Here is a 3,771-nt window from a genome sequence, read left to right as displayed (position 1 = left end):
CCATGACCGCTTCTCATGAAGCGGGCAGCGTTCGAAACACGGTCGAGGATCTCCTGGGAGCCTACGAGATTGACGAGTCCCTTGCCGTCGCGCCCTTCGGCCAGATCGGAATTCTGGACGACGTCCTGACGGCCGGCACCCATTTTCGGGCGGCCCACACGATCCTGTCGCGCAGATTTCCAGGCGTGGCTATTACGGGCATCTTCATCGCGCGCCGGGTCTTCGCCAATCCATTTGCCGCCGCCCAGGGCTGAGGATCTGGAGCGGGCCGCCGGAACCGCCGGCGGATCGCGCGTCTGCGAAGCCTTCCTTAAAGGGCTGTCTCTCGGCCGGAAACGCCAGCGAGTTCGTTGAAGCGAAGGCGGGCCTTGGCTTCGTCGTAGAGAATCTCGCTCTGCCGGGGCGGCGCGACGACATAGTACATCGTGACCGGCGCCAACGTCAGACGCTCGCGACGCCAAAGCGCGAACCCCTCCCGACCCTCCAGGCGGGTCCAGGTTCCGGCGTCGTTGGGATGGTCCGGGATCAACGCCATGGGAGCTCTTTCGATAACGGGTCGCGGTGGATTGAGGCCGGGAGACGGATTTGGATGAAACGCCCTGCAAAAGGCCGCGGCCGAGCGGGGTCGAATCAGCCCCGGTCTCGGTTCCAATCAATGCTTTTCAGGGCGCTTTGTCTCGTTTCGGGCGGTAGTTTTGCGCGGCGACTGCCCCACTACTGCCCCACCAACTCGTTTCGCCCAAAAAATCATCCGTATGCGGAGGGTGGCGTTCCGCCAGAGGTATGTTTTTGTTCAGGAAAAATGGTGGATGCGACAGGGATTGAACCTGTGACCCCCTCGGTGTGAACGAGGTGCTCTCCCGCTGAGCTACGCATCCATGCCTTGCGGAGGCGGCGACATAGCCCGGTCGCCCCCTCGGTGCAAGCGGGCGATTTCAGATTCCCGACGCGCGCACCGCTTCGGGGGTGTCCGTGTCGGGATCGCCGGGCAGGAAGGCCACGCGGCCGTCATAGATCGCCTCGTTCAGAATGCCCTCTTCCCTGGCCACCAGCACGGGGACCAGCATCTGGCCGGTGACGTTCGTCGCCGTGCGCATCATGTCGATGATCCGGTCGATGGCGACGATATAGCCGATGCCCTCCAGCGGAAGGCCCGCGGTCGACAGGGTCAGGGTCAGCATGACGATGCTGGTCCCCGGCACGCCCGCCGTCCCCAGCGACCCCAGCACCGCCGTCAGGCCGATGAGGACATACTGCGTCAGCGTCAGGTCGATCTTGAAATACTGGGCGATGAAGATCGAGGCGATCGCCGGATAGATGGCGCCGCACCCGTCCATCTTCACATTGGCCCCCAACGGCACGGCGAAGGCGGCATAGGCCTGGGGCACGCCCAGCCGCTCGACCGTCTGGCGCAGGGTGATCGGCAGCGTCCCCAGCGAGGACAAGGTGGCGAACGCCGTCTGCTGGGCCGCGAAGGCGCCGCGGAAGAAGCTGCGGACCTTCAGCCCATGCAGCTTCAGCAGGCCCGAATAGACCACCAGAATATGGAACAGGCAGGCCGCATAGATGGCGAAGATGAACTTGCCCAGCGGCAGCAACGCCTCCCAGCCATAGCCGCCGACCACCGCCCCGATCAGGCCGAACACCCCGAACGGCGTCAGCTGGATCACCCAGCGGGTGATGCGGAAGACGACGGCCGCCCCCTCGTCCACCAGCCGCCGCACGCCCTGCGCCGCGTCGCCCAGCGCCACCAGCGCCGTGCCCACCAGCGCCGAGAAGAAGATGATCTGCAGCACCCTGCCCTCGCTCAGCGCGGCGAAGGGATTGGTCGGCACCACCCCGATCAGCACGTCCAGCGGCGTCGGGATCTCGCGCGCCTTCACTTCGCCCAGCGGCAGGTTCGACAGGCCCACGCCCGGATTGATCAGATGCCCGAAGGCGATCCCGACCAGCACCGCCAGCAGGGAGGTGATCGCGAACCAGACCAGGGTCCGGACCCCCAGCCTCACCGCGCCGACGCCCTCGCCCAGCTTGGCGATCGAACTGGCGATGGTGAACAGCACCAGCGGCGCCACCACCATGCGGATCAGGTTCAGATAGACGTCGCCGATCGGCTGCAGCCAGGTCTCGGCCCGCTCGCGCAGGATCAATCCGGCGACAATGCCCAGCACAAACCCCGCGGCGGTGCGCTGCCACAGGGGAATCTTGAAGAAGCGGGCGATCACGAACTCATCCTCAACGTCGCCCCGTCCATCTGGCGACCGAAGCGCGGTTCCGTAACCGAAGCCGTCGTCGATCGGTTGCGACTTCTCCTATCGGCACCCGTTAGCGGAGCAACAGGCGTTACCCCAGGGCCCGCCGCACATAGTGATCGGTCAGCAGGCCGTCGATCGCCTCCTCCACATCCTCAAAGGCGTCGATCAGCACGTCGCCGCCCAGGTCCTCGACCGGCGCCGGGGTGTAGCCGAAGGTCGTCAGGACGCAGGGCATTCCGGCGTCGCGCGCCGCCTCGGCGTCGGGCGCCGCATCGCCGACCATGATGGCGCGCGCGGCATCGCCGCCCACCTTCGCCACGGCCTCGATCAGATGGGCGCCCGAGGGCTTTCGCGCGCTAACCCGGTCCGGCCCCACGACGGCGGCGAAATGATCCTTGAGGCCCAGCTTCTCCAGCAGCAGTTCCGACAGGTCGGACCGCTTGTTGGTGGCCACCGCCAGCACCGCGCCCCGCGCTTTCAGCCGCTCCAGCGTCTCCACGACGCCCTCGAACGGCCGGCTGCCGTCGGCGATATGGCCGGCGTAATCGACCAGGAACCGCTCGAACAGCGCCTCCGACCGCGCCCGCTCCACGTCGGCGCCCGCCGCCTCGAAACCATGGACCAGCAGCGCCCGCGCCCCCGATCCGATCAGCGCCGAGGCCGCCTCCATCTCCACCGGCGGCAGGCCTTCCTCGACCAGCAGGCGGTTCAGCGTGCCGATCAGGTCGGGCGCGGAATCGACCAACGTCCCGTCCAGGTCGAACAGGATGGTCCATCCGTCCAGATCGCGATCGGTCATCCGCATCTCCCTTTGGCGCGCATGATGGGCTAAGGCCGGACGACTAGCCGCCGGGACGATTCATGACCAGAGCACGCGCCGCCATCATCCTCGCCGCCGGACAAGGCACGCGGATGAAGTCGCCTCTTCCCAAGGTGCTGCATCCGGTCGGCCAGCGCGCCATGCTGGATCACGCGATAGACGCGGCCGAAGGCCTGGGCTGCGAGCGCATCGTCGTCGTCGTCGGAAACCACTCGCCGAAAGTCCGCGCCCATGTGGAGAAACGGCTGGGCCCCGACGCGGTCGCCGTCCAGGACCCGCCGCTGGGCACGGGCCACGCCGTGCGCGCGGCCGAACCGGCGCTGGCCGGCTTCGACGGCGACGTGGTCGTCACCTATGGCGACGTGCCCCTGCTGAAGGCCGCCGACATCGCACCGGTCTTCGGCGCCGAGGGCGTGACCGTCATCGGATTCCAGGCGCGCGATCCCGGCGCCTATGGCCGCCTGGTCATGGAGGGCGATGCGCTGGTCGCCATCACCGAGGCCAAGGAGGCTTCCGCCGAGATCCTGGCCCTGACGGCCTGCAACTCCGGCGTCATGGCCGCGCCGTCGGCCCTGCTGTTTTCCCTGCTGGCCGACGTGACCAACGAAAACGCCAAGGGCGAATACTATCTGACCGACGTGGTCGAGCTGGCCCGCAAACGCGGCGCCCCGACCCGCGCCGTCTTCGCCGCCGAGG

The 3,771-nt window shown here is 67.4% G+C and carries 4 protein-coding genes, 1 tRNA gene and 1 pseudogene; 2 read left to right on the top strand and 4 right to left on the bottom strand.

Annotated features, from left to right (window positions below; translation table 11 throughout):
• Positions 1-254 (top strand): annotated as a pseudogene (locus B2U11_RS01445) (hypothetical protein); the annotation flags it as partial.
• Positions 255-310: 56 nt separating this feature from the next.
• Here the strand turns inward: B2U11_RS01445 and B2U11_RS01440 are convergent.
• The 4 genes from B2U11_RS01440 to B2U11_RS01425 all read right to left on the bottom strand — a co-directional run bounded on the left by B2U11_RS01440 (position 311) and on the right by B2U11_RS01425 (position 3,060).
• A complete protein-coding gene (locus tag B2U11_RS01440; protein ID WP_292026897.1) occupies positions 311-535 on the bottom strand; it encodes a hypothetical protein in 225 nt (74 codons plus the stop codon).
• Between the two features lie 268 nt (positions 536-803).
• A tRNA-Val gene (locus B2U11_RS01435) sits at positions 804-878 on the bottom strand.
• 57 nt (positions 879-935) lie between these two features.
• Positions 936-2,225 (bottom strand): dicarboxylate/amino acid:cation symporter, encoded by a 1,290-nt coding sequence (locus B2U11_RS01430; protein WP_292069269.1) that lies wholly within the window; start codon positions 2,223-2,225, stop codon positions 936-938.
• Between the two features lie 118 nt (positions 2,226-2,343).
• A complete protein-coding gene (locus B2U11_RS01425; protein ID WP_414632924.1) occupies positions 2,344-3,060 on the bottom strand; it encodes an HAD-IA family hydrolase in 717 nt (238 codons plus the stop codon).
• A 56-nt stretch (positions 3,061-3,116) separates the two neighbouring features.
• On the opposite strand from B2U11_RS01425, the gene B2U11_RS01420 reads away from it, so the two are divergent.
• Positions 3,117-3,771: NTP transferase domain-containing protein (locus B2U11_RS01420; protein WP_292069266.1), on the top strand; the 655-nt coding region annotated here is incomplete at its 3' end.

Origin of the sequence: Brevundimonas sp. UBA7534, assembly GCF_002479325.1 — a bacterium.
Classification (GTDB): domain Bacteria; phylum Pseudomonadota; class Alphaproteobacteria; order Caulobacterales; family Caulobacteraceae; genus Brevundimonas.
This window is presented reverse-complemented; position numbering and strand designations above follow the sequence as displayed.

Coding starts and splice junctions, on each gene's coding strand:
- B2U11_RS01440 (WP_292026897.1), bottom strand. CDS start 535: ATGGCGTTGATCCCGGACCATCCCAACGACGCCGGAACCTGGACCCGC.
- B2U11_RS01425 (WP_414632924.1), bottom strand. CDS start 3,060: ATGCGGATGACCGATCGCGATCTGGACGGATGGACCATCCTGTTCGAC.